Below are 21,445 nucleotides of genomic sequence, written 5' to 3'. Positions count from 1 at the left end.
CGCGGCGCTGCTGGCCGACTTCGACTCCGGGGCGCTCGCCGCGCCGCGCGGCGACCGCGATGCCCTGCACCGGTTGCTCGCACGGCGCCGGCCCGATCGCGTCGACCTCGACGGATGGAAGGCCATCGACACCGCCGAGCGACGGGCCGGGCACGCACAGGGCCGACCACGCGTCAAGATCACCGACCGTGAGGCCCTCGTCGAACTCGGGCGGCGTCGCCGGCGCCTTCCGCTGCTCGCGTCGCTGCGCCGGTAGCGAACGTCGCGGGTGACGCAGGTCGCGGCCCGTCCGGACGTTCGTCGTTAGGCTCGGGAGAACAGTTCTCTACCCGAACGGACAGATGCATGAGCAGCGACAGTCTCGACCGCACGGCGCTGACCCGCCGCACACTCATCGGCGGAGCGGGCGTGGCGGCGGCCGGCGTGACATTGACCGCCTGCGGATCGTCCGGCGACGCCGGTGAGGACCGACCGGCAGCGCCGGCGCCCACCACGACCGCACCTCCCGGGCCCGACGCGGAGGTCGTCGCCGCCGTCGCGGACGTACCGGTCGGCGGGGGTGTACTGCTCGAATCGCAGAGACTCGTCGTCACCCAGCCCGCGGAGGGCCACTTCCGCGCGTTCATCGCGATCTGCAGCCATCAGGGGTGCAATCTCAGCGGCGTCGACGGCGAGCGCATCATCTGCCCGTGCCACGGCAGCCGGTTCGACCTCCAGGGTGTGCCGATCGAGGGACCGGCGAAGCGGCCCCTGAAATCCCGTCCCGTGGCGGCGCGCGGGTCCGATCTCGTCGTGGGCTGATCGGTCCGGGATAGAGTCCGCTCTGTGGAGACCCGCGAAGGCTGGCGCCCGAAGGCGCTGCGCGACGGCACCGACCCCGACCCTCGCTTCACGCTGGCCAACGAGCGCACCTTCCTGGCGTGGGTGCGCACCGCGCTGGGTGTCATCGCCGCGGCCGTCGCACTGGAGACCTTCGGGGGCGGCATCGTCTCGGGAGGGTTCCGCACGGTGCTGGCGTGCACCCTGCTCGGGTTCGCCGCCCTGCTCATGGTGTTCGCGCTGATCCGCTGGCACCGTGTCGAGCATGCGATGCGCACGGGTCGTGCTCTCCCGGTGCCGTGGGCCGCCTACCTGCTGGCGGTGGCCCTCGGGGTGGCCGGCGTCGTGCTGGCCGTCGCGATCGCCTGGTGAGAAGGGCCGTGCGGTGAGAAGGGCAGCACGGTGAGGCCGGACGATCTGCGGCACGGCGACGCCGGGCTGCAGCCCGAACGGACGAGCCTGGCATGGCTGCGTACCGGTTCGGTGCTCGGCGCGGTGGTGCTCGGATTCATGCGATTCGTTCCCGGCCCGGGTCCGGTCGTCGCGACGATCGGGCTCGTCTGCCTCGTGCCCGTACTCGCGGTGCTGCTCGCGTCCCGGACCGGTCACCGTGCGCGCGTACAGGGACTGGTCGCAGGTCGCGCCCCCTACTTCTGGTGGCGCAACGTCGCGGTCACCGTCACGGTCGTGGTACTCGCGATCTCGTCGGCCGTGCTGATCCTCCTCGCCCGCTGATCTTCCTCGCCCGCCGAGCCTCAACGCCCACCCAGCGACCACACGCCGACCAGCGCGATCACCGCGACCCAGAGGGTTGCCGCCGCAGCGAGGGCGATCGGGCGCCACCCCACGCCGCGAAGCACCTCCCGGCGCACCCCCGCACCCAGGGCGAACATCGCGACCGTCAGCAGAGCGCTCTGTACCGTCCGCGCCGCGTCCACGACGACCGGGTCCAGCACTCCGGCCGAGCGCAGTGCGACGCAGGCGAGAAATCCCAGCAGGAAGATCGGCACGATCGGGGGAGTCCGTCCGTCGCGGCGTCCCTCACCGCGACGGCGGGCGACGACCCCGACGACCGCCACGACCGGAGCCAGCAGTGCCACCCGGGCGAGCTTGACCGTCACCGCCGCGGCGAGCACCCCACCGGCAGTGGCCTCGAGTGCGGTGCCGGTCGCGACCACCTGGGCAACCTCGTGGATCGCCGCGCCCGCCCACAGGCCGGCCGTCTCGGGGTCGAGCCCGAGCATCCCGGCGACGAGGGGAAGGAGCGGGATCATCGCGGTGCCGAACACGACCACCAGCGCGACGGTGGTCACGAGTTCGCGCTTGCGCGAATCGATCACGCCGTCGACCGCAGCCGCGGCCGCGGCACCGCAGATCGAGAACCCGCACGCGATGAGCAGGCGCTGCGTCCAGCCCACACCGAGCCAGGCCCCGAAGGCGAGCGAGCCTCCGATCCCCGCGACGACGACGATCGCCGCGACGAGTGCCGTGCCCCATCCGAGGCCGACGAGATCGGAGACCGCGAGCTGCAAACCGAGGAGTGCGACCCCCACTCGGAGGAGGTGTTTCGACGCCGCGCCCAGACCCGGCTCCAGCGCACCGGCGACCCGTGCCGGAAGGCCCGCGTTCGCCGTCACCACACCCAGGACGATCGCGACGAGCAGTGGACTCGCACCCGGGATCAGGTGTGCTGCCGCGAAGGCGACGACGGCACCTGCGGCGGCCACCAGGAGACCCGGGACGACGGTCGGCCGGAACGAGGGCGCGTGGACGGTGAGCATGCCTCGACTCTTCCGTCGCCGCGGTGTCCGCACCAGCCGTCGATCGAGCATGAAGTCATATCGATCGGATATGAGAAGAAGGAAAGGCATATCGTTCGGGCATGACCACCTGGCCGGATCTCGTTGCTCTGGAACTGCTCGTCGGGGTCGACGATCGGGGCGGTCTCGGCGCTGCCGCCCGTGCCGCCGGTCTCGCACAGCCCAACGCGACCCGCATGCTGCGGCGGCTCGAGCGGCAACTCGGGGCGGTCCTCGTGCGGCGGGGACGGACGGGCTCGGTGCTCACCCCCGAGGGCACGGTGGTCGCGCACTGGGCGCGGGCAGTCCTGGCCGATGCGGAACGCCTGCTCGACGCCGCTGCGGCATTGCGCGTCGCACAGCAGCCCGAACTGGTCGTCGCGGCGTCCATGACGGTCGCCGAGCACCTCATCCCACGATGGCTCGGCGCCTTTCGCGCGATCCGCCACGACGTCCAGATCCAGTTGCAGGTCCACAACTCCCTGCGGGTCTGCGATGTGGTCGCAGAGGGCGGATGCGACGTCGGTTTCGTCGAAGGACCCACCGTCCCCGACGGACTGCACAGCGTCGCGGTGGCCCGCGACCGCCTCGTCGTGGTCGTCCCGCCGGGGCATCCCTGGGCACGGCGACGGCGTCCGCTCGCGGTGACCGAACTCGCCGCGACACCACTGGTCGTCCGTGAGGAGGGGTCCGGAACGCGCCGCACCCTCGACCTCGCACTGCAGGAGTACGACCGGGCCGCACCACTGCTCGAGCTCGGGAGCGGCGCCGCGGTCCGCACCAGTGTGCTCGGCGGTACCGGCCCGGCCGTACTCAGCACCCTTGCGGTGGAGGAGTATCTGGACTCCGGCCGCCTGGTCGCGGTCGCGGTGGACGGACTCGACCTGCAACGGGTGCTCCGCGCGGTCTGGCGGCCGCCGCGCGCCCTACCCGGCCCGGCGGGGGAGCTGGTCCGCATGATCACGCGCATCCGCTGACCACGCGTACCGGGCAGGCCCACGTCACGTTCGCGAGGTGCGCAGCGCGCCGATGCCGGCGATCACCACGAGCGCGATGCCCACGAGGGCGAGGGGTTCGACGAGCTGTCCGAGCACCACGACCCCCGCGAGCGCCGCGGCGGCGGGTTCGAGCGCGATGAGAATCGCGAACACCTCCTTCGACAGGTCGCGTAGTGCGCGGATCTCGAGGGTGTACGGGATCGCCGACGACAGCAGCGCCACGGCGAGACCCGCGAGTACGAGGTCGGGCCGGAGGAGTTCCGTGCCGGCCGTCGCCGCGCCGAACGGCAGGACGACGACGGCGGCGATCGCCGTGGCGCCGGCCGTGCCGGCCGACCCGGGCAGGGTCGTCGCCACACGGGATCCCGCCACGATGTACCAGGCCCAACCGGATGCGGCGACCAGCGCGAAGGCGACCCCGGCCGGATCGAGTCCGGTGGACAGCCCGGCACCGTCACCGACGCCGAGCAGGACCACCCCGGTCAGCGCGAGCACCACCCACAGCGCGTCGCGGACGCGCCGGGACAGGAATGCGGCCAGTCCGAGTGGGCCGAGGAACTCGATGGTGACGGTCGCGGCGAGGGGAAGCCGGGTCAACGCGCCGTAGAACGCCGTGTTCATGAGCGCGAGACTCGCGCCCAGTGTCACCACCGCGCGCCACTGTTCCGGCCTCCACGTCCGTAGCCGAGGACGGGTGATCACGCAGAGGATGACGGCTGCGAAGAGGAGGCGCAGGGTCACGGTGCCGAGGGCGCCCATCCGATCGAACAGCGTTGCGGCGAGCGCTGCCCCGAACTGCATCGACAGCACCGCGGTGAGGACCGCGACGACAGGCGCGACGGTGTGTGTGCGGTGGTCGTCGGCCATTCCGTCAGTCTGTCCGACGGGTGCGAGGAGCGCGCCGGTCCCAAAACAATCACAAGTGCTTGATTTCGGAGGGGCGACGTGTGACGCTTGCCTCATGTCCGATCTGCACACGGTGCTCGACGATCTGCGCGCGGAGGGCGACGATCTCGACGCGCTCGTCGCGACTCTGCCCGAGGAGAGCTGGACACTGCCCACGCCCGCGGCCGGGTGGACCATCGCCCACCAGATCGGCCATCTGCTGTGGACCGACCGGGCGGCGCTCACCGCCGTCCGCGACCCGGACGCCTTCGTGAAGACGGTCGAAGCGGCATTCGGCGACCCGCTGGGGTTCGTCGACGCGGGTGCCGAGGAGCAGGCGGGCAGGCCGTCCGCGGAGTTGCTCGCCGACTGGCGCGACACCCGCCGCGAACTCGGGGACGCCCTCGCCGGGGTGCCGCGCGGAACGAAGATCCTGTGGTTCGGCCCGCCGATGTCGCCTGCCTCGATGGCGACGGCGCGACTGATGGAGACCTGGGCGCACGGGGGAGATGTCGCGGACACCCTCGGCGTCACACGCGCTCCCACCGCGCGTCTGAAGAACATCGCGCACCTGGGTGTGCGGACGCGCGATTTCGCGTACGTCATCCGCGACCGGACGCCCCCGGCCGAGCCGTTCCGCGTGGTACTCACCGGCCCGGACGGTGAGAGCTGGGAATGGGGACCGGACGACGCGACGCAGTCGGTCACCGGCCCGGCCCTCGACTTCTGCCTGCTCGTCACCCAACGCGTCCACCGCGACGACACCGCTCTCGTCGCCGACGGCCCGGACGCCGAGGAGTGGCTCGGTCTCGCACAGGCCTTCGCCGGCGCCCCCGGCCCCGGGCGCGCACCCACCTCGGCGACCTCCTGAGGTCGATCCCGACTGCCGGAACACCCTCGGAGACAACGTGAGTTCGGAGACACCGTGAGCATGTGGACCACCCCCGAGCGTCTCGCCCTGCGCGAAACCGTCACCGGTTTCGTGAAGCGCGAGATCCTGCCCCACCTCGACGACTGGGAGCGCGCCGGCGAACTGCCCCGCGAACTGCACGCCGAGGCCGCGAAGATCGGCCTGCTCGGTGCCGGCTTCCCCGAGGAGGTCGGCGGATCCGGCGGCGACGGCGCCGACACGCTGACCGTCTGCGAGGCATTCCACGAAGCGGGTGCGTCGGGTGGTGCGTTCGCGTCGCTGTTCACGTGCGGTATCGCGCTACCGCACCTCATCGCGGCGGGTGACCCCGAGCAGATCGACAGGTGGGTACGACCCACCCTCGCGGGCGAACTCGTCGGGTCCCTCGCGATCACCGAACCGGGCGGCGGTTCGGATGTCGGCCATCTGACGACCACCGCGGTGCGCGACGGTGACCACTACGTCGTCAACGGGGCCAAGACCTACATCACCTCCGGGTGCCGCGCCGATTTCGTGGTCACCGCGGTCCGCACCGGCGGGCCCGGGGCCGGGGGAGTCTCGCTCCTCGTGATCGAGAAGGGCACACCGGGTTTCACCGTCTCGCGCAAGCTCGACAAGATGGGCTGGCGTGCCTCGGACACCGCCGAGTTGTCGTTCGCCGACGTCCGCGTCCCGGCCGCCAACCTCGTCGGCACGGAGAACACCGGATTCTGGCAGATCGCACAGGGTTTCGTCTCCGAGCGGATAGCTCTGGCCGCACAGGCCTATTCGGGTGCGCAGCGGTGCCTGGACCTGACGGTCGAGTGGTGCCGCGACCGCGAAACCTTCGGCCGGCCGCTGATCACCCGACAGGCCGTGCAGCGCACGCTGTCCGACATGGCGCGTCGCATCGACGTCGCGCGTGTCTACACCCGGCACGTCACCGAACGGGCCGTGGCCGGTGAGACCGACCTGATCGCCGAGGTGTGCTTCGCCAAGAACACCTCGGTCGAGGCCGGCGAATGGGTCGCCCACCAGGCCGTGCAGCTCTTCGGCGGCCTCGGGTACATGGCCGAATCCGAGGTCGAACGGCAGTACCGGGACATGCGCATCCTCGGCATCGGTGGCGGCACCACCGAGATCCTCACCGAACTCGCCGCCAAGCGGCTGGGTTACGGCGCCTGACCCACCTGTTCCCTCACGCGACCGACCACGGCGCGTGTCCCGACACGACCGGAAGGCATTCCCTTGAGCATCATCGAGACCGGCGAGCAGAAGGAACTGCGCGCTGCGGTGGCGGCTCTGGCCGCACGCTACAACTACGTGGACTACGTGCTCCCCAAATCGCGCGCCCACGAGCCGCTCACCGAATTGTGGGCCGAAGCATCCAAGCTCGGCTTCCTCGGTGTGAATCTTCCGGAGGAGTACGGAGGAGGCGGTGCCGGCATCTACGAGCTCGCGCTGGTGCAGGAGGAGTTGTCGGCCAAGGGAGCGGGACTGCTGCTCGTCGTGGTCTCGCCGGCCATCTGCGGCACCATCATCTCCAAGTACGGCACCGCCGCCCAGAAGCAGGAGTGGCTGCCCGGGCTCGCCGACGGCTCACGCATCATGGCGTTCGGTATCACCGAGGCCGACGCCGGATCCAACTCGCACAACATCACCACGATCGCGCGTCGCGACGGTGACGACTGGATCCTCTCCGGCAGCAAGGTGTACATCTCCGGTGTCGACCAGGCCGACGCCGTGCTCGTGGTGTCCCGTACAGAGGACGCGAAGACCGGAAAGCTGCGCCCGGCCCTGTTCATCGTGCCTACCGACGCTGCGGGCTTCACGAGGACACCGATGGAGATGGACATCCTCGAGCCGGACTACCAGTTCTCCCTCTTCCTCGACGATGTGCGGCTTCCCGCCGACGCGCTCGTCGGTGAGCCCGAGGCCGCGCTCATGCAGCTGTTCGCCGGCCTGAATCCCGAGCGGATCATGGGTGCGGCGATGGCGGTGGGCATGGGGCGGTACGCCCTCGACGCCGCGGTGCGCTATGCCGACGAACGCACCGTCTGGAAGCAGCCCATCGGCGCGCACCAGGGCATCGCCCACCCCTTGGCGCAGCGCAAGATCGAACTCGAACTCGCGAAGCTCATGATGCAGAAGGCCGCCGTCCTCTACGACAACGGCGACGATCTCGGGGCCGCGGAGGCCGCGAACATGGCCAAGTACGCCGCGGGCGAGGCCGCGATCGCCGCGCTGGATCAGGCGATCCAGACGCACGGCGGTGCCGGGCTGACCCGGGAGTACGGACTCGCGGCGATGCTCGGCGCCGCGCGCATCGCTCGCGTGGCGCCGGTCAGCCGGGAGATGATCCTCAACTTCGTGGCCCAGCACTCACTGGGTCTGCCGAAGTCGTACTAGACGGAATTCGAGGAGAAGAGGCGGTCTGCTTCGTCCGGTGGGAGCAGCGTCCGCAGCAGGTAGCCGAGCGACCACCGCAACGAGCTCACGTCCTGCAGGGGCACGGTCTGCTGGTAGCCGACGAGGGTGTACAGGGCCAGCCGCGCGAACCGATCCGCCTCTTCCCTCGAACCGATGTACTGGGCCACCGCTTCGGCCACCACCGCGTAGCGCAGCTCGTCGACCTTGCTCTGCACCTCGTGGACTCCCGAATCGCTGTGCGACCAGCCGCGGAGGGCGGACTCGGCAGAGTGGGGCAGGCCGCACGCGAGGTCGATGAGCAACCGGAGCCGCCGGGGCAGGGAACCCTCGAGGCGCGCCGCCGCGGTGTGCTGGAGTGTCTGGCTGTCGAGCCAGTGCTGCAGGAATTCCGTCTTGAACTGCGCCCAGCTCTCGAAGTAGTTGTAGAACGAGCCGGTCGTCACTTCGAGATGACTGCACAAGCGTGCCTGCTTGAGTCCGGCATGGTCGTTGGTGGCCAGGATGGCCAGGGCGGCGTCGAAGTAGTCCTCGCGCCTGACGATGGTCGCCACGTGGTGCTCCCCCTTTCGCCCCGACCTGTTATACGAGTGTACGGATGATGAGCTTTGCGTACTGTTCCGGGGTCGCACGAATACCCGCTCGGCGAAAGATCATTCCTGACGGGACAGACAGGTGAGGAGGCCCGATGAGGCGAGAACCGAAGCAGCACCGCAGCCGCGCCACGCGGCGGCGACTGCTCGAAGCGACGATCGACTGCCTCGCCGAATCGGGTTGGGCCGCAACCACGGTGGGGGTGGTCGCCGAGCGGGCGGGGGTGTCGCGCGGGGCCACCCAGCACCACTTCCCGACCCGGGAGGATCTCATCACCGCGTCGCTCGAGTTCATGTTCGACAGCCGCATCGAACGGGTCCGCACGGAGCCGTTCGACGTACCCGAGGGCGTCGGCCGCACGGAGGCGGTGGTCGAGCGCATCGTCGACCAATGCACCGGCAGCATGTTCGAGGCGGCCCTGCAGGTATGGACGGCCGCGGCGGCCGACCCGGCGTTGCGCGAGAGGCTCCTGCCGCTCGAGGAGAAGTTCGGACGCGTCTCGCACGCGGTGGCCGTCGAGCAACTCGCCGCCGACGACACCGACCCGGTGGTGCACCGGATGGTGCAGGCGACACTGGATCTCGCGCGCGGCCTCGGTCTGGCCGACGTGTTGACGGACGACTCGGCCCGCCGGCGTGAGATCGTCCGGCACTGGGCCGCGCAGCTCGACGAGGTGCTGCGGGAGTCCTCGAGTCGCCGCACGCGGGAGGGTCCGGCTCGGTAGTCTTCCCGCCATGCCTCTCCCGCGTATCGGAAGGACGGCGGCTGCCGTGGCGACGGCCGGTCTCATCGGTCTCGGTGTCGTCGCGTGCGGGGACTCCGGCGACGCCGGGCAGGCCGAGACCTCGCCGACCGCGTCCGTGACCGACCCCGGCCCGTTGTTCGACGAGTGCGGCGCGATGTCCGACGACGAGGTGGCCGCGGCCTTCGGTCTCGGAACGTTCGCGACGGTGACGCGCAACTCGGTGGGCTGCGAATGGGAGGTCTACGTCGGCGGTCCCAGTGTGAGCTTCTCCTGGTACCGGGGAAGTCCCATCGGACGCGAACGTGCCGGTTCCGATCTCATCGGCCGGCCCGCGGCCGACGTCGAGATCGGGGGACGGGCCGGATTCATGGGGTCGTACCAGAACGAGCTGGGACAGACCACGCTGTGCGAGATCGGCGTGGAGTTCGGTGGCGATTTCGTCCACTGGTCGGTGTCGTACTCGAACCTCACGCCCGTCGCCGACGCGTGTGTGGTCGCTCGCGATCTCGCGACCACGAGCGTGGAAAGAGTGCAGAAGTGATCGCGGGACGCACACGCCGGTGGGGTGCCGCGCTCACGGCGGCCCTCGCCACCGGTGCCCTGCTCACCGGGTGCACGCGCACCGTCGACGGGCGAGCCGTCCCGGAGGGGATCGGCGGCGGCGCGGGTGCCGAGTTCACGCGGTTGCTCACCGAGTGCGACGCGGTCGCCGACGAGAAGATCGCCGAAGCCGTGGGAGCGGATTACGTCCTGCGAGGATTCTTCGGCGCGATCTGCCGATGGGACGGTGAAGGACCCACCGGAGTCGTGAAGATCACCTTCAACTGGTTCGAGACCGGTTCCCTCGATCACGAACGCGCCGCCGGCGAGGGGCTCGGATACGAGGTCGAGAACACGACCGTCGAAGGTCGGCGGGCCCTGCAGATGCGCCGGCCCGGCGATCCGCTGTCGTGCGGGGTCAGTTCGGGGGCATCGACGACCGGCATCTTCGGCTGGTGGGTGCAGTACACCTCCGGAGGAGTGGACCCCTGCGAAGCTGCTGCTACGTTGGCTCGGCTCACACTGAACCTCAGCAGTTGACGGTGTGTGCGGATCCTCGGGAGGGTGTGCGCTCCTCGCTTTGACCTCATGCGCGCCCGCCGGGTATCGTTGTGGGTCGTGTCCGGCATGCCCGGGCCGGTCTGTGTGCCTATGCGAGGTAGTGCCGTGCGCGTGGTCTGTAGATATCTGCAGGAACGAGCCCCCGGCTGCCTGTGTGGGGGTACGCGACACACCCGACCTCGTGTGCACACGAGGGGCGAGTGAGGGGCAGCAGCTTTCTTGCCCCAACCGATGGATCCCTAATTTCAGAACAGCCGAGGTTGCTCGTGGGAGCAGCTTCAGACAACGAAGAAAGCCGGTTAATGCCAACCATCAATCAGCTGGTCCGTAAGGGCCGCCGCGACAAGGCCGCCAAGGTCAAGAGCGCGGCGCTCAAGGGCAGCCCCCAGCGTCGCGGCGTGTGCACTCGCGTGTACACCACCACCCCGAAGAAGCCGAACTCGGCTCTCCGGAAGGTCGCCCGTGTGCGTCTGACCTCCCAGGTCGAGGTCACCGCCTACATCCCCGGTGAGGGCCACAACCTCCAGGAGCACTCGATGGTGCTCGTGCGTGGTGGTCGTGTGAAGGACCTCCCGGGTGTGCGCTACAAGATCATCCGCGGCTCGCTCGACACCCAGGGTGTCAAGAACCGCAAGCAGGCCCGCAGCCGCTACGGAGCGAAGAAGGAGAAGGGCTGATGCCACGTAAGGGTCCCGCTCCCAAGCGTCCGCTGATCGCCGATCCGGTCTACGGATCGCCGCTGGTCACCCAGCTGGTCAACAAGATCCTGCTGGACGGCAAGAAGTCCACCGCCGAGCGCATCGTCTACCAGGCGCTCGAGCAGGCACGCGAGAAGACCGGCACCGATCCGGTCGTCACCCTCAAGCGCGCGCTCGACAACGTCAAGCCCGCCCTCGAGGTTCGCAGCCGCCGCGTCGGTGGCGCCACCTACCAGGTGCCGGTCGAGGTTCGTCCCGGCCGTTCCACCACCCTCGCGCTGCGCTGGCTGGTGACCTTCTCGCGTCAGCGTCGCGAGAAGACCATGGTCGAGCGGCTCGCCAACGAGCTCCTCGACGCGAGCAACGGCCTCGGCGCATCCGTGAAGCGCCGCGAGGACACGCACAAGATGGCTGAAGCCAACAAGGCGTTCGCGCACTACCGCTGGTGAGTCGACGCCGGCCGGGAGGCCCGTCATCACGGACCTCCCGGCCGGCTGCTCGCACAACTGTGTCGGTCCCGTAAAGGCCGGCTGACAACACAAGAACATGTGGTCCGCACCCAAGGACCGACACGAGCTACGAGCGGGGTTACCTGTGGCACAGGAAGTGCTGACCGACCTGAACAAGGTCCGCAACATCGGCATCATGGCGCACATCGATGCCGGCAAGACCACCACCACCGAGCGCATCCTCTTCTACACCGGTGTCAACTACAAGATCGGTGAGACCCACGACGGTGCCTCGACCACCGACTGGATGGAGCAGGAGAAGGAGCGGGGTATCACCATCACCTCCGCAGCCGTGACCTGCTTCTGGAACAAGAACCAGATCAACATCATCGACACCCCCGGCCACGTCGACTTCACGGTCGAGGTCGAGCGGTCGCTGCGCGTGCTCGACGGCGCGGTCGCCGTGTTCGACGGCAAGGAGGGTGTCGAGCCCCAGTCCGAGCAGGTCTGGCGGCAGGCGGCCAAGTACGACGTGCCGCGCATCTGCTTCGTCAACAAGATGGACAAGATGGGCGCGGACTTCTTCTTCACCGTGCAGACGATCATCGATCGTCTCGGTGCGAAGCCGCTCGTCCTGCAGATCCCGATCGGCGCCGAGGAGAACTTCGACGGTGTCGTCGACCTCGTCGAGATGAAGGCGCTCACCTGGCGCGGCACCACCGAGATCGGCACCGCGGCCACGGTCGAGGAGATCCCGGCGGAGCTCGCCGACAAGGCTGCCGAGTACCGCGAGAAGCTGCTCGAGACGGTCGCCGAGTCCGACGAAGAGCTCATGGAGAAGTACTTCGGTGGCGAAGAGCTGACCGTCGCCGAGATCAAGGGCGCGATCCGCAAGCTCACCATCGCTTCCGAGCTCTACCCGGTGCTGTGCGGCACCGCGTTCAAGAACAAGGGCATCCAGCCCATGCTCGACGCGGTCATCGACTACCTGCCGAACCCGCTCGACATCGGTGAGGTCATCGGCCACCAGGTCGGTAACGAAGAAGAAGAGTTGCGTCGTAAGCCCTCGAAGGACGAGCCGTTCTCCGCGCTCGCTTTCAAGATTGCCGCGCACCCCTTCTTCGGCAAGCTGACCTTCGTCCGCGTGTACTCCGGCCGGATCGACTCGGGCACCCAGGTGCTCAACTCGACCAAGGGCAAGAAGGAGCGCATCGGCAAGCTGTTCCAGATGCACGCCAACAAGGAGAACCCGGTCGACGAGGCCGTGGCCGGCCACATCTACGCGATGATCGGCCTGAAGGACACCACGACGGGCGACACCCTGTGCGCGCAGGACGCCCCGATCGTGCTCGAGTCCATGACCTTCCCGGACCCGGTCATCCAGGTCTCCATCGAGCCGAAGTCGAAGGCCGACCAGGAGAAGCTGTCGACGGCCATCCAGAAGCTCGCCGAAGAGGACCCGACCTTCTCCGTCGAACTCGACGACGAGACCGGCCAGACCGTCATCGGTGGCATGGGTGAGCTCCACCTCGACATCCTCGTCGACCGCATGCGTCGCGAGTTCAAGGTCGAGGCCAACGTCGGCAAGCCGCAGGTCGCGTACCGCGAGACGATCACCAAGCCGGTCGAGAAGCTCGAGTTCACGCACAAGAAGCAGACCGGTGGCTCGGGCCAGTTCGCAAAGGTCATCATCGGCCTCTCGCCGTTCGTCGGCGAGGACGGCGCGACCTACGAGTTCGAGAACAAGGTCACCGGCGGTCGCATCCCGCGCGAGTACATCCCGTCGGTCGACGCGGGTGCCCAGGACGCCATGCAGTACGGCGTGCTCGCCGGCTACCCGCTGGTGAACCTGAAGGTCACCCTCCTCGACGGTGCGTACCACGACGTCGACTCGTCCGAGATGGCGTTCAAGATCGCCGGCTCGCAGGCACTGAAGGAAGCGGCCCGCAAGGCCGCCCCGGTGATCCTCGAGCCCCTCATGGCCGTCGAGGTCACCACGCCCGAGGACTACATGGGTGAAGTGATCGGCGACCTGAACTCCCGCCGTGGCCAGATCCAGGCCATGGAGGAACGCAGTGGTGCCCGTGTCGTGAAGGCGCTGGTTCCGCTCTCGGAGATGTTCGGTTACATCGGCGACCTTCGGTCGAAGACCCAGGGCCGCGCGAACTTCTCCATGGTGTTCGATTCCTACGCAGAGGTTCCCTCGAACGTCTCGAAGGAAATCATCGCCAAGGCGACCGGAGAGTAGCCTTCGGGTTATCCCTCGGTCACCTGCACGACCAAGTAATACAAACCGCACTGCTGCATACTGCAAGCAACAACAGTCCAGGAGGACATCCAGTGGCGAAGGCGAAGTTCGAGCGGACCAAGCCGCACGTGAACATCGGCACCATCGGTCACGTCGACCACGGCAAGACCACCACCACGGCTGCGATCACCAAGGTGCTTGCCGACAAGTACCCCGACCTGAACGAGAGCTTCGCTTTCGATCAGATCGACAAGGCACCTGAGGAGAAGGCTCGTGGTATCACGATCAACATCTCCCACGTCGAGTACCAGACCGAGAAGCGCCACTACGCGCACGTCGACGCCCCGGGTCACGCGGACTACATCAAGAACATGATCACCGGTGCCGCCCAGATGGACGGTGCGATCCTGGTCGTGGCCGCCACCGACGGCCCGATGCCGCAGACGCGCGAGCACGTGCTGCTCGCCCGCCAGGTCGGCGTTCCCTACATCCTCGTCGCCCTGAACAAGGCCGACATGGTCGACGACGAGGAAATCCTCGAGCTCGTCGAGATGGAGGTGCGTGAGCTCCTCGCTTCGCAGGAGTTCGACGAGAACGCTCCGGTCGTCCCGATCTCCGCTCTCAAGGCTCTCGAGGGTGACGAGAAGTGGGTTCAGTCGATCGTCGACCTCATGCAGGCCGTCGACGACTCCATCCCGGACCCGGTCCGTGAGACCGAGAAGCCGTTCCTCATGCCCGTCGAGGACGTCTTCACCATCACGGGTCGTGGCACCGTCGTCACCGGCCGTATCGAGCGTGGCGTGATCAACGTCAACGAAGAGGTCGAGATCGTCGGCATCCGCCCCGATTCGACCAAGACCACGGTCACCGGCATCGAGATGTTCCGCAAGCTGCTCGACCAGGGCCAGGCCGGCGACAACGTCGGTCTCCTCGTCCGCGGCATCAAGCGCGAGGACGTCGAGCGCGGCCAGGTCGTCGTCAAGCCGGGCACCACGACTCCCCACACGGAGTTCGAGGGCCAGGCCTACATCCTCAACAAGGAGGAGGGCGGCCGCCACACGCCGTTCTTCAACAACTACCGTCCGCAGTTCTACTTCCGTACCACGGACGTGACGGGCGTTGTGACCCTCCCCGAGGGCACCGAGATGGTCATGCCCGGTGACAACACCGAGATGTCCGTCAAGCTGATCCAGCCGGTCGCCATGGACGAGGGCCTCCGCTTCGCGATCCGCGAGGGTGGCCGCACCGTCGGCGCCGGTCGCGTCACGAAGATCATCAAGTGAGCTAGTTCTCGCTGACGCTCGAACGGCGTCCACCCTCCGGGGTGGGCGCCGTTCGGCGTTTCTGCTCCGACGCGTGGCGCCGTTCGGCGTTTCCGGACCGGAGGCGACCAGCCGACGATCTCCTTCATCCCACGTACGCTGTCGCTCCGGACGTTCTGGCGGACGGTGATTCGTCGGCGGTGTCGCTTGCCACAAGCGGAGACGAGGGTGAGGATCACGGCGGACGACACGATCGGTGGGCGGCGCACGGCGCTCTCCCGGTCGAGACGACGTGCGTCAGGCGCTCTCGATCGCGGCGAGGAGCATCCGCGCCGTCACCGCGACCATCCGGGTCCGATCGGCTCTCCGAGGGCGTAGGAGCGCGATCCGTGAGCACAGGCTCGCCGTCGCTCCCATCACGATGAACACGAGATCGTCGAGTGCCGCGTCGTCGAGATCGGGTCGCAGTCGTGCCGGAATGATGCGTCCCAGCGGTCGCAGCGGACCTTCGACCTCGGCCCACGCGAGCCCGAACTCGATCTCCTCCGAGGTGTACGACACCCGGAGCACCGCGGCGTATTTCTCGAACGCGGCGGTGAGGGTTTCCACGACGGTCACCATGGCCTCCTCCGGTTCCTGGTCCATCGCCCGCCCGATGGCGGTGGACAGCGAGGTCGTGATCGCGTGGACGGCGGTCATGCGGAGTTCGTCGAGCACGGCGTCGACGTCGGGGAAGTACCGGTAGACCGTCCCGATACTCACGTGGGCGTGCTCGGCGAGTGCCGTAGTGCTGATCCGCCCGGTGGGGCTGCGCTCGAGCAACTCGTACGCAGACGTGAGGAGCAACTTGCGGGTGTCGTGACTCCGCTGCTGTACGGGACGCCGTCGAGGTGCTGTGCCTGCGGCTCTGCTGCCGCGCGGGGAGCTCATGAAAAGTGAATAGTAAGTGAGGAATTCTCGTGTTTCCATGGATGCATGGAGCGACGTATCCCTCGTGATCTCGTCAACACCGACCTCGCGGTGCGCCGATACGCCGATCTGGGCGAGCGCTGGCTCGACGGTATGTGGCAGGCAGACCCCCTGGCCGACGCGGTGGTGAACGACGACTTCGGCTCGACGTGCGCGACGGCCGCCGTGCGCGTCGCGCTCGCCGACGGCGTCGACGCGGTCCCCGACGCACCCGAATCCCTGCGAGAGCTGTTCGCCTTCCTCGACGACGAACCCGCATGGGTCGATCACAACCGCATCGACAACGCCGCCGACGCGCTCGTGCGGCACACTCCGACCCTCGGCATGGTGCTCGGTGCCGCGTCGCTGCTGCGCGGTGCCGGGAACTTCATCGCCGGAAAGCCGCTCGCACTGACGGGTCGCTATGTGAGTCGGCCGGCCGTGCGGTCGGTCGAAGTCGGGGAGTGGTTACGGCACGTCCTCACTCGCGGTGGAATGCGCCGTGACGGAGGCGGATTCGCGTTCACGGTGCGGGTGCGCCTGATCCACGCCCACGTGCGCAAGGGCATCCTCGCGAGCGGAGTGTGGGACGAGGACGCCTGGGGAGTGCCGATCCCGCAGTCCTACATGGCGTTGACGATGGCCGAGTTCGGGCACATCGCGGTCGAAGCGATGCAGATCCTCGGGGTGCGCTTCACCGACCGCGAACTCGACGACATCTACCACCTGTGGCGATATGTCGGGCACGTGATCGGGATGGGCGAGGAACTGAGCCTGCGCACCGAACGCGACCACATCGCGGTCGAGGACCTGTACCGGCTCACCTCGCCCGGACCCAGCGACGAGGACCGGGAGTTCGTCACCGCACTGACCGAGCAGTATCTCGTCCCCGAGCTGGCGAACCTGCTTCCCGGCGCCGCATCGATCCGGACGCCGGTCGCCCGCACGGTGATGCACTCGCTGCAGCGGGTGTTCATCGGCGATTCCGACGCCGACGCCCTGCACATCCCCGACAGCCCGCTCAAGTACGTCCTCGGACGCGTCGGGCCGCTGCTCGCGCTCGCCAACCGCGTCGAGGAACTCCGCTACCCGGATCTCGAACGCACCACGCGGCGGGCCTACAGGGTGCGCGACGTGGCGATGGACCGGATGCGCGTGGACTACCGCGTCGAGCACGACCTCGTGGACGCGGCCCGAAGCTGAGCGGCTCCGGGCTGCAGGGAGTCAGTGGATGTCTACGGCCGGGTCGAGATGCACCAGGACCTGCGTCGCCACGTGCGCCCCACCGAGAGCCCGCGCGACCCGCTGGGCGGCATCCTCGGCGGCCTCCGTCAGTTCGGTGATGTCGATGGCCGGGTCGGCGTGGACCACCACCGAGAGCGTCGGCAAGTGGCGTTCGACGACCGCTCGCCCGCGCGCTGCCCGTACTCCGGGCAGGGCCGCGAGTTCGGCCGCCACCCCGTCGGCGACGGGACCGAGTTCCACACCGAGAGTGGCGTCGGTGACCTGGTCGTAGAGCTGCACGGTCGACGTGCGCCGTCGCGACAGGTTGACCGCGAGCAGCGCGATGCCGAGCACGAGACCGCCCGCGAAGACCGACCACAGCGCCGGTGTCCACCACGACTGGTCCGGAACGTCGGTCACCCGGGGACGGTCGAGCCGCGAGAGTTGTTCGCGGGCGAGGGGAACCTGCCACAACCATGCCAGGGCGAACGCGCCGGCGCCCGCGAGGGCGAGTCCCGCCGCGAAAGTGACGAGCCGATTGGCCAGCACGGTACGGAGTTTCACCGCGCCACCTCCACGACGAGTTCGACGGGATCGGCGAGCGCCGCGAGGTTCGGGGCGACCGCGCCGCGCACGGATGCGGTGATCTCGGCGACCGGGGTCTCGTCCTCGATCGCGATACGAACCACGGCACGGCGACGATCGACGACGGTGCGGGCCGTGCGTACCCCGGTGAGGGCGGAGGCGTGCGCGCTGCACATGCGGGCGACGTCGGTGCGCCGCATCCACACCGTGGGTACCGGACCGGCGACCTGCAGCGGAACGTGGGTGCGCCGACGGGGTTTGAGGGCGACGACGATCAGGACGATCCCGAGGACGAGGCAGATACCGGCGACAGGGGCGAGCCAGGTGTGCCAGTGCAGGCGGCCGAACCATTCGAAGGAGTTGCGCAGCCACGGAGCGCCGGCATACGTCCCGTTGACGATGAGCAGTTCCCGGGCGGCGACGAACGCCAGCGCGAGCGCCGCGATCGCGACGATGGCGGCGGCCGGTGCTGCCGCGGGCGACGCCAGCGGCGGCAGGGGAGCGACCATGGGGAGGTCGGGGTGCGGAGTGGTCCGCGCGGCGACGATGTCCGATTCCAGGTATTCGACGGGTGGTTGCGACTCGTCGGTCTCCCCGTCCTCGACGAGCGCCGTGGCGACGATGAGCACGTTGAGTTCGCTGACGCGCAGACCCGTCAGTTCGCGCAGCTGACGTTCGACCGCGTCGTGGACCCGGCGGGTGAGCATCGCCGCGTCGTACGGCCATTCGGCTGCGATGTAGAGATTCACCGCGACCGCCCTCGCACCGGTGGTGACGTCCGCCCGGGGCAGATCGCGGCCGGTGAGACGGAGGATGCCACCCCCGCTGTGTCGCACCACTCCGGGGACGCCGAGCGCGGCGGCCGCGGCGATCCGTTCGATCGCGCGGTCCTTGACGACGAGGCTGCCACGCTCGCCCGAAGGGACCGTCCCGGTCCCGGAAGCGGTCTCCGCGGGCACGGCGTCCGGTGATGTACCGAGATCGGGCGCGCTGGGGTCAGCCACGGCCCCGGCTCCTCAGCAGGGCGCCGAGGTCGAGGTGGCCGTCGCGGTGGGCGCCGATCGCGGCACCGAGCGCGCCGAGCAGCACGGCGAACAGCAGACCGCTGAACCCGCCGATGATCCCGGCGAGGGCGAGAAGCAGCCCGGCGAGGAGTCCGACGACGGTGTTGCTGACGGGGGTGTGGTTCACGATTGTGCTCCTTCTCGTTCACCGGCGTGGACGTCTTCGATCGTCACTTGGACGGGCACCGTCACCAGCGGGGACACCCGGACGCGGACGGCGTCGGCGACGGCCGGGAGATCGGCGGGGATCCGCACGACGATGTGCACCGCGCAGACCTGATCCGTGAGCCGTACACCCTCGACACGTCGCCCGGGAAGATAAGTCGCGACCTCCCCGAATGCGCCGCGGTGCAGGCCCACGACGCCGGGAACGGACAGCGCGGCGTCCGCGACCAGGTCGGACGCGTGCGCCTGCGCTGCGGACCCGGGATTCACTGCACGCGGGGTTTGACGTCGTCGGTGAGGGCTGCGGCCTCGTCGTGGAGCATGACGTCGAAGACCGTGATGTTGACCTCGGTGACCTCGAGGCCGGTCATGCGCTCGACGGCGGCGATGACGTTGTGCCGGATGGCGACGGCGAGTTCGTGCAGCGCCACGCCGTATTCGGCGACGATGCCGATGTCGATGGCGGCCTGGCGTTCGCCGACCTCGACGGCCACACCCTGCCCGTGGTTGATGCGGGCACCGGGGATGCGGTCGCGCAACGCGCCCACCACGCGGGCGGTACCGGCGCCCACTTCGATCACGCCGCTGATCTCGCGGGTCGCGAGTCCCGCGATCTTGGCGACCACGGCGTCCGCGATGATGGTGCGGCCCTGCGGGTCGACGGGGCCGGAGAAGGTTCCGGCACCGAACTGTAGGCGGCTGATACCTGCGCCGCTGTCGCTGGTCATGAGGGCTCCCAAGTAGGTGTACCGGTCGTGTTCCGTGCTCGATCCCATTGTCCTCACGGTGCCTCGAACTCTAGTGGCCGACGTAGGTCTGTCGCGCGTCGTCGCGGTTTGGTAAGAACGTGGGACGCACAGGTGGTACACATCACTACCGGACGACACGGGTACTCGTGTCACAGACGATTCGAAGGATGGCCGAAGGTGTCGAACGAGCGGGAGACCGAGGGTACGCCGGAGCGCGTCGTCGTCGTAGGCGCGGGTCTGGCGGCGGTCCGTACCGCCGAGGAACTGCGGCGTGCCGGGTACGAGGGCGACGTCGTGCTCGTCGGCGACGAGACGCACCTGCCCTACGACCGCCCGCCGCTGTCGAAGGAGGTCCTGCGCGGCGACCGCGACGACACGACCCTCCGTCCGAGCGAGTTCTTCGACGAGAACCGCATCGAGCTGCAGCTCGGTGCCGCCGCCCGGTCGGTCGACACCGTGGCGCGCACCCTCACGCTCACGGACGGCACCGAACTCGGATACGACGAACTGGTCGTCGCCACGGGCCTGCGGCCCCGCCGTATCCCCGGTCTCCCGGATCTCTCCGGCGTCCACGTCCTGCGTTCGCTCGAGGACAGCCGAGCACTGCGCGAGGCGATCGTTCCGGGTGCCCGCGCGCTGGTGGTCGGAGCCGGATTCATCGGGTGCGAGGTCGCGGCGAGCCTGCGGGCGCGCGGAGTGGAGGTCGTACTGGTCGAGCCGCAGCCCACCCCGCTCGCGTCGGTGCTCGGAACCGAGGTCGGTGCTCTCGTCACCCGGCTGCACACCGCCGAGGGAGTCGACGTGCGGGCCGGGGTCGGCCTGTCGGAGATCCGCGGCGACGAGCGCGTCACCTCCGCGGTCCTCGGCGACGGCAGCGAGATCGACGTCGATCTCGTGGTGCTCGGCATCGGGTCGATCCCGGCCACCGAGTGGCTCGAGGGATCGGGTGTCGAGGTCGACAACGGGGTCGTGTGCGACGGCACGGGCCGCACCTCCACCCCGCACGTGTGGGCGGTCGGCGACGTCGCGTCGTGGCAGGTACCGGCCGGTGGACGTAGGCGCATCGAGCACTGGACGAATGCCGGCGAGCAGGCGTCCGTCCTCGCGAAGACCATCATGGGCGTCGAGGCCGGAGCGGCCGCACAGGTGCCCTACTTCTGGAGCGACCAGTACGACATCAAGATCCAGGGACTCGGTGCGGTCACGGCCGACGACACGGTGCACGTCGTGCGCGACGACGGCCGCAAGTTCCTCGCGTATTACGAGCGCGACGGCAGGCTCGTCGGTGCCGTGGGCGGTGGACTGCCCGCGCTGGTCATGAAGTCGCGCGCGAAGATCGCCGCGGGCGCCCCGATCGACGAGCTGCTCGCAGCCGCCGCATAGGGGAGTGGGCCTGCGGGTCGCTCCCGGCCGCCGTCGGGCCGGGCGGGCGCGACCCGCTAGATTCGTAGGGTGATCGTTGCGCTCATCGACTCGGGTCTGGGGCTGTTGCCGACGTCCGCGTGGCTGCGACGGTTGCGTCCCGACCTCGACCTCATGTTGTCGACGGATCCCGAAGGCGCCCCGTGGGGGCCGAAGTCGTCCGGCTGGGTGATCGACCGGGTCGTCACCACCGCCCGGCGCGCCGTCGACCGCGGTGCCGAGGTGGTCGTGCTCCCGTGCAACACCGCATCGGTGACCGCTCTCGAACACGTCCGGGCCGATCTGGGTCCGTCGGTGCCCGTGGTGGGCACGGTCCCCGCTGTCAAGCCGGCGGCCGCGGCGTGCGATTCGGTGGCGATCTGGGCGACCGCCGC

The 21,445-nt window shown here is 69.0% G+C and carries 25 protein-coding genes and 2 pseudogenes; 18 read left to right on the top strand and 9 right to left on the bottom strand.

The genetic code is table 11. The features are described 5' to 3' along the window. The 4 genes and pseudogenes from R1101_RS0103800 to R1101_RS0103785 all read left to right on the top strand — a co-directional run. Nucleotides 1-256, top strand: a pseudogene (locus tag R1101_RS0103800) (ferredoxin); the annotation flags it as partial. 89 nt (nucleotides 257-345) lie between these two features. Then, complete coding sequence (locus tag R1101_RS0103795; RefSeq protein ID WP_016932162.1) at nucleotides 346-801, top strand: Rieske (2Fe-2S) protein; 456 nt, start codon at nucleotides 346-348, stop codon at nucleotides 799-801. Between the two features lie 24 nt (nucleotides 802-825). Next, nucleotides 826-1,191, top strand: coding sequence for a YidH family protein (locus tag R1101_RS0103790; protein WP_016932161.1), 366 nt, complete (start codon nucleotides 826-828; stop codon nucleotides 1,189-1,191). A gap of 30 nt (nucleotides 1,192-1,221) precedes the next feature. Then, nucleotides 1,222-1,554, top strand: a complete 333-nt coding sequence (locus tag R1101_RS0103785) for a DUF202 domain-containing protein (RefSeq protein WP_016932160.1) — start codon at nucleotides 1,222-1,224, stop codon at nucleotides 1,552-1,554. Between the two features lie 20 nt (nucleotides 1,555-1,574). Here the strand turns inward: R1101_RS0103785 and R1101_RS0103780 are convergent, their stop codons facing one another. Beyond that, a complete protein-coding gene (locus R1101_RS0103780) occupies nucleotides 1,575-2,600 on the bottom strand; it encodes a YeiH family protein (protein WP_051017450.1) in 1,026 nt (341 codons plus the stop codon). Nucleotides 2,601-2,701: 101 nt separating this feature from the next. On the opposite strand from R1101_RS0103780, the gene R1101_RS0103775 reads away from it, so the two are divergent. After that, nucleotides 2,702-3,595, top strand: coding sequence for a LysR family transcriptional regulator (locus tag R1101_RS0103775; protein WP_016932158.1), 894 nt, complete (start codon nucleotides 2,702-2,704; stop codon nucleotides 3,593-3,595). A gap of 24 nt (nucleotides 3,596-3,619) precedes the next feature. Here the strand turns inward: R1101_RS0103775 and R1101_RS0103770 are convergent, their stop codons facing one another. After that, nucleotides 3,620-4,483, bottom strand: a complete 864-nt coding sequence (locus R1101_RS0103770) for an EamA family transporter (RefSeq protein WP_016932157.1) — start codon at nucleotides 4,481-4,483, stop codon at nucleotides 3,620-3,622. 94 nt (nucleotides 4,484-4,577) lie between these two features. Between R1101_RS0103770 and R1101_RS0103765 the strand changes: the two genes are divergently transcribed. The 3 genes from R1101_RS0103765 (at nucleotide 4,578) to R1101_RS0103755 (ending at nucleotide 7,799) form a co-directional block, all read left to right on the top strand. Next, on the top strand, nucleotides 4,578-5,372 hold the full coding sequence (locus R1101_RS0103765; RefSeq protein WP_016932156.1) for a TIGR03084 family metal-binding protein: 795 nt from the start codon (nucleotides 4,578-4,580) through the stop codon (nucleotides 5,370-5,372). A gap of 54 nt (nucleotides 5,373-5,426) precedes the next feature. Beyond that, on the top strand, nucleotides 5,427-6,575 hold the full coding sequence (locus tag R1101_RS0103760; RefSeq protein ID WP_026002844.1) for an acyl-CoA dehydrogenase family protein: 1,149 nt from the start codon (nucleotides 5,427-5,429) through the stop codon (nucleotides 6,573-6,575). Between the two features lie 63 nt (nucleotides 6,576-6,638). Next, entirely contained in the window at nucleotides 6,639-7,799 is a 1,161-nt protein-coding gene (locus R1101_RS0103755) for an acyl-CoA dehydrogenase family protein (protein ID WP_016932154.1), read from the top strand. Here R1101_RS0103755 and R1101_RS0103750 read toward each other — a convergent pair. Then, a complete protein-coding gene (locus R1101_RS0103750; RefSeq protein WP_016932153.1) occupies nucleotides 7,796-8,371 on the bottom strand; it encodes a TetR/AcrR family transcriptional regulator in 576 nt (191 codons plus the stop codon). The genes R1101_RS0103755 and R1101_RS0103750 overlap by 4 nt on opposite strands. A gap of 134 nt (nucleotides 8,372-8,505) precedes the next feature. On the opposite strand from R1101_RS0103750, the gene R1101_RS0103745 reads away from it, so the two are divergent. The 7 genes from R1101_RS0103745 (at nucleotide 8,506) to tuf (ending at nucleotide 14,935) form a co-directional block, all read left to right on the top strand. Next, on the top strand, nucleotides 8,506-9,135 hold the full coding sequence (locus tag R1101_RS0103745) for a TetR/AcrR family transcriptional regulator (RefSeq protein ID WP_016932152.1): 630 nt from the start codon (nucleotides 8,506-8,508) through the stop codon (nucleotides 9,133-9,135). A 10-nt stretch (nucleotides 9,136-9,145) separates the two neighbouring features. After that, nucleotides 9,146-9,697 carry a DUF3558 domain-containing protein gene (locus R1101_RS0103740; RefSeq protein WP_371053381.1) on the top strand — a complete coding sequence of 184 codons (552 nt, stop codon included), beginning with the start codon at nucleotides 9,146-9,148 and terminating at the stop codon, nucleotides 9,695-9,697. Then, nucleotides 9,697-10,236, top strand: coding sequence for a DUF3558 domain-containing protein (locus tag R1101_RS0103735; RefSeq protein ID WP_026002843.1), 540 nt, complete (start codon nucleotides 9,697-9,699; stop codon nucleotides 10,234-10,236). The genes R1101_RS0103740 and R1101_RS0103735 overlap by 1 nt, the downstream gene beginning before the upstream one ends. A gap of 323 nt (nucleotides 10,237-10,559) precedes the next feature. Continuing rightward, entirely contained in the window at nucleotides 10,560-10,934 is a 375-nt protein-coding gene (rpsL, locus tag R1101_RS0103730) for a 30S ribosomal protein S12 (RefSeq protein WP_006552258.1), read from the top strand. Beyond that, complete coding sequence (gene rpsG, locus R1101_RS0103725; RefSeq protein ID WP_006552257.1) at nucleotides 10,934-11,404, top strand: 30S ribosomal protein S7; 471 nt, start codon at nucleotides 10,934-10,936, stop codon at nucleotides 11,402-11,404. The genes rpsL and rpsG overlap by 1 nt, the downstream gene beginning before the upstream one ends. 145 nt (nucleotides 11,405-11,549) lie before the next feature. Then, nucleotides 11,550-13,652 carry an elongation factor G gene (gene fusA / locus R1101_RS0103720; RefSeq protein ID WP_016932149.1) on the top strand — a complete coding sequence of 701 codons (2,103 nt, stop codon included), beginning with the start codon at nucleotides 11,550-11,552 and terminating at the stop codon, nucleotides 13,650-13,652. 92 nt (nucleotides 13,653-13,744) lie between these two features. Continuing rightward, a complete protein-coding gene (gene tuf, locus R1101_RS0103715) occupies nucleotides 13,745-14,935 on the top strand; it encodes an elongation factor Tu (RefSeq protein ID WP_016932148.1) in 1,191 nt (396 codons plus the stop codon). Between the two features lie 276 nt (nucleotides 14,936-15,211). Here tuf and R1101_RS0103710 read toward each other — a convergent pair whose 3' ends face one another. Next, on the bottom strand, nucleotides 15,212-15,844 hold the full coding sequence (locus R1101_RS0103710) for a TetR/AcrR family transcriptional regulator (RefSeq protein ID WP_051017448.1): 633 nt from the start codon (nucleotides 15,842-15,844) through the stop codon (nucleotides 15,212-15,214). 45 nt (nucleotides 15,845-15,889) lie between these two features. Here R1101_RS0103710 and R1101_RS0103705 point away from each other — a divergent pair, with 45 nt between their 5' ends. Further along, a complete protein-coding gene (locus tag R1101_RS0103705) occupies nucleotides 15,890-17,065 on the top strand; it encodes an oxygenase MpaB family protein (RefSeq protein ID WP_016932146.1) in 1,176 nt (391 codons plus the stop codon). 21 nt (nucleotides 17,066-17,086) lie between these two features. On the opposite strand, the gene R1101_RS0103700 is transcribed toward R1101_RS0103705, so the two are convergent. Genes R1101_RS0103700 through R1101_RS0103680 form a run of 5 tightly spaced genes read right to left on the bottom strand, consistent with a single transcriptional unit; the run spans nucleotide 17,087 to nucleotide 19,628 of the window. Next, a complete protein-coding gene (locus R1101_RS0103700) occupies nucleotides 17,087-17,650 on the bottom strand; it encodes a hypothetical protein (RefSeq protein WP_016932145.1) in 564 nt (187 codons plus the stop codon). Beyond that, a complete protein-coding gene (locus R1101_RS0103695; RefSeq protein ID WP_016932144.1) occupies nucleotides 17,647-18,675 on the bottom strand; it encodes an Asp23/Gls24 family envelope stress response protein in 1,029 nt (342 codons plus the stop codon). The genes R1101_RS0103700 and R1101_RS0103695 overlap by 4 nt, the downstream gene beginning before the upstream one ends. Then, on the bottom strand, nucleotides 18,668-18,862 hold the full coding sequence (locus R1101_RS0103690) for a hypothetical protein (protein ID WP_006552248.1): 195 nt from the start codon (nucleotides 18,860-18,862) through the stop codon (nucleotides 18,668-18,670). Before R1101_RS0103690 ends, R1101_RS0103695 begins: the two co-directional genes overlap by 8 nt. Next, entirely contained in the window at nucleotides 18,859-19,170 is a 312-nt protein-coding gene (locus R1101_RS0103685) for a hypothetical protein (RefSeq protein WP_016932143.1), read from the bottom strand. Before R1101_RS0103685 ends, R1101_RS0103690 begins: the two co-directional genes overlap by 4 nt. Then, nucleotides 19,167-19,628 carry an Asp23/Gls24 family envelope stress response protein gene (locus R1101_RS0103680; protein ID WP_026002842.1) on the bottom strand — a complete coding sequence of 154 codons (462 nt, stop codon included), beginning with the start codon at nucleotides 19,626-19,628 and terminating at the stop codon, nucleotides 19,167-19,169. The genes R1101_RS0103685 and R1101_RS0103680 overlap by 4 nt, the downstream gene beginning before the upstream one ends. Before the next feature lie 198 nt (nucleotides 19,629-19,826). On the opposite strand from R1101_RS0103680, the gene R1101_RS0103675 reads away from it, so the two are divergent. Together R1101_RS0103675 and R1101_RS0103670 are read left to right on the top strand one after the other, a co-directional pair. After that, entirely contained in the window at nucleotides 19,827-21,032 is a 1,206-nt protein-coding gene (locus R1101_RS0103675) for an NAD(P)/FAD-dependent oxidoreductase (RefSeq protein ID WP_016932141.1), read from the top strand. 69 nt (nucleotides 21,033-21,101) lie between these two features. Continuing rightward, nucleotides 21,102-21,445 (top strand): annotated as a pseudogene (locus R1101_RS0103670) (glutamate racemase); the annotation flags it as partial.

Origin of the sequence: Rhodococcus sp. R1101, assembly GCF_000278445.1 — a bacterium.
Classification (GTDB): Bacteria; Actinomycetota; Actinomycetes; order Mycobacteriales; family Mycobacteriaceae; genus Rhodococcus; species Rhodococcus gordoniae.
Note: the sequence above shows the minus strand (reverse complement) of the source record. Positions and strands in the feature narration are given on the sequence as shown.

Bases quoted from the DNA above. Each gene is read 5' to 3' on its own strand.
- rpsG (WP_006552257.1), top strand. From the start codon at position 10,934: ATGCCACGTAAGGGTCCCGCTCCCAAGCGTCCGCTGATCGCCGATCCG.
- R1101_RS0103780 (WP_051017450.1), bottom strand. From the start codon at position 2,600: ATGCTCACCGTCCACGCGCCCTCGTTCCGGCCGACCGTCGTCCCGGGT.
- R1101_RS0103710 (WP_051017448.1), bottom strand. From the start codon at position 15,844: ATGAGCTCCCCGCGCGGCAGCAGAGCCGCAGGCACAGCACCTCGACGG.
- R1101_RS0103775 (WP_016932158.1), top strand. From the start codon at position 2,702: ATGACCACCTGGCCGGATCTCGTTGCTCTGGAACTGCTCGTCGGGGTC.
- R1101_RS0103745 (WP_016932152.1), top strand. From the start codon at position 8,506: ATGAGGCGAGAACCGAAGCAGCACCGCAGCCGCGCCACGCGGCGGCGA.
- R1101_RS0103740 (WP_371053381.1), top strand. From the start codon at position 9,146: ATGCCTCTCCCGCGTATCGGAAGGACGGCGGCTGCCGTGGCGACGGCC.
- rpsL (WP_006552258.1), top strand. From the start codon at position 10,560: ATGCCAACCATCAATCAGCTGGTCCGTAAGGGCCGCCGCGACAAGGCC.
- R1101_RS0103680 (WP_026002842.1), bottom strand. From the start codon at position 19,628: ATGACCAGCGACAGCGGCGCAGGTATCAGCCGCCTACAGTTCGGTGCC.
- R1101_RS0103770 (WP_016932157.1), bottom strand. From the start codon at position 4,483: ATGGCCGACGACCACCGCACACACACCGTCGCGCCTGTCGTCGCGGTC.
- R1101_RS0103705 (WP_016932146.1), top strand. From the start codon at position 15,890: ATGGAGCGACGTATCCCTCGTGATCTCGTCAACACCGACCTCGCGGTG.
- R1101_RS0103765 (WP_016932156.1), top strand. From the start codon at position 4,578: ATGTCCGATCTGCACACGGTGCTCGACGATCTGCGCGCGGAGGGCGAC.
- R1101_RS0103795 (WP_016932162.1), top strand. From the start codon at position 346: ATGAGCAGCGACAGTCTCGACCGCACGGCGCTGACCCGCCGCACACTC.